This is a genomic window from Xanthomonas maliensis, assembly GCF_009192945.1.
Lineage (GTDB): Bacteria > Pseudomonadota > Gammaproteobacteria > Xanthomonadales > Xanthomonadaceae > Xanthomonas > Xanthomonas maliensis.
In genome coordinates this window covers 1-961 of record NZ_NSET01000111.1, presented here as the reverse complement: position 1 = coordinate 961, position 961 = coordinate 1, and the positions used below count along the sequence as shown (strand labels likewise).

At 67.2% G+C, this 961-nt stretch carries 1 protein-coding gene; it reads right to left on the bottom strand.

Annotation, left to right across the window (positions count from 1 at the left end; all coding sequences use genetic code 11):
- A partial coding sequence (locus CKY51_RS22100; RefSeq protein WP_152250048.1) for a methyl-accepting chemotaxis protein occupies positions 1 to 961 on the bottom strand: 961 nt, incomplete at both ends.

Below are 961 nucleotides of genomic sequence, written 5' to 3'. Positions count from 1 at the left end.
GCGGCGCCGATGGCCAGCTGATTGGCCTGACGGGCGCTTTCGGCATTTTGTTTGACGGTGGAGGTCAGTTCCTCCATCGAGGCGGCGGTTTCTTCCAGGTTGGCGGCCTGTTGTTCGGTACGCTGCGACAGATCCTGGTTACCGGCAGCGATTTCGCTGGTGGCCGAGGAGATGCTGGCGGCAGCGTTCTGGATGCGGCCGACGATGCCGGTCAGCTGTTCGGTGGTGGCATTGGCGTCGTCGCGCATACGGGCGAACACGCCCTTGAAGTCGCCGTGCATGCGCGCAGTGAGATCGCCGGCGGCGATGGATTGCAGCAGCGCCGACAGCTTGCCCAGGTTGACGTCGCTGACCTCCATCATCGCGTTGAGGTCCTGCACCATGCGCAGGAAGTCGTGCTCGAAGCGCTGCGCGTCGCCGCGTGCGCTGAAGTCGCCGGCCGCGGCCGCCGAGGCCAGGCGCTGGATCTCGGTGTTGATCGCCTGCAGGCTGGCCTTGGCCGCATCCATCGATTCGTGGAGCACCGCGCGGCTGCCCGGCAGGCGGCGGGCGTCGCGGCGCAGGTCGCCACGGGCATAGGCGTTGAGGATCTCGACCGCTTCGACGATGGCATCGAGGTGCTCGAACATCATGGTGTTGATGCCCGTGCTCAACTCGCCGTAGACGCCGGGGAAATCCTGCGGCATGCGGTGGCTAATGTCCTTGTCGGCATGCAGCTCGATCATCCGTGCGGTCTCGCTGGAGAAGCGCTGCAGCTGCGTCTGCATCGTGCCCATGGCACTGAGCAGCCGGCCGGGTTCGTCGGTGGCCGTGGTGCGCACGTCGCTGTCCAGCCGGCCCTGGGCGATCGCCTCGGCGGCACGGGTGGCGCGGCTCAACGGCTGGGTCAGGCTGCGGGTGATCAACCAGGCCAGCAGGCTGCTGACGATGACCACCGCCACACCGCCGGCGATCAGCATCG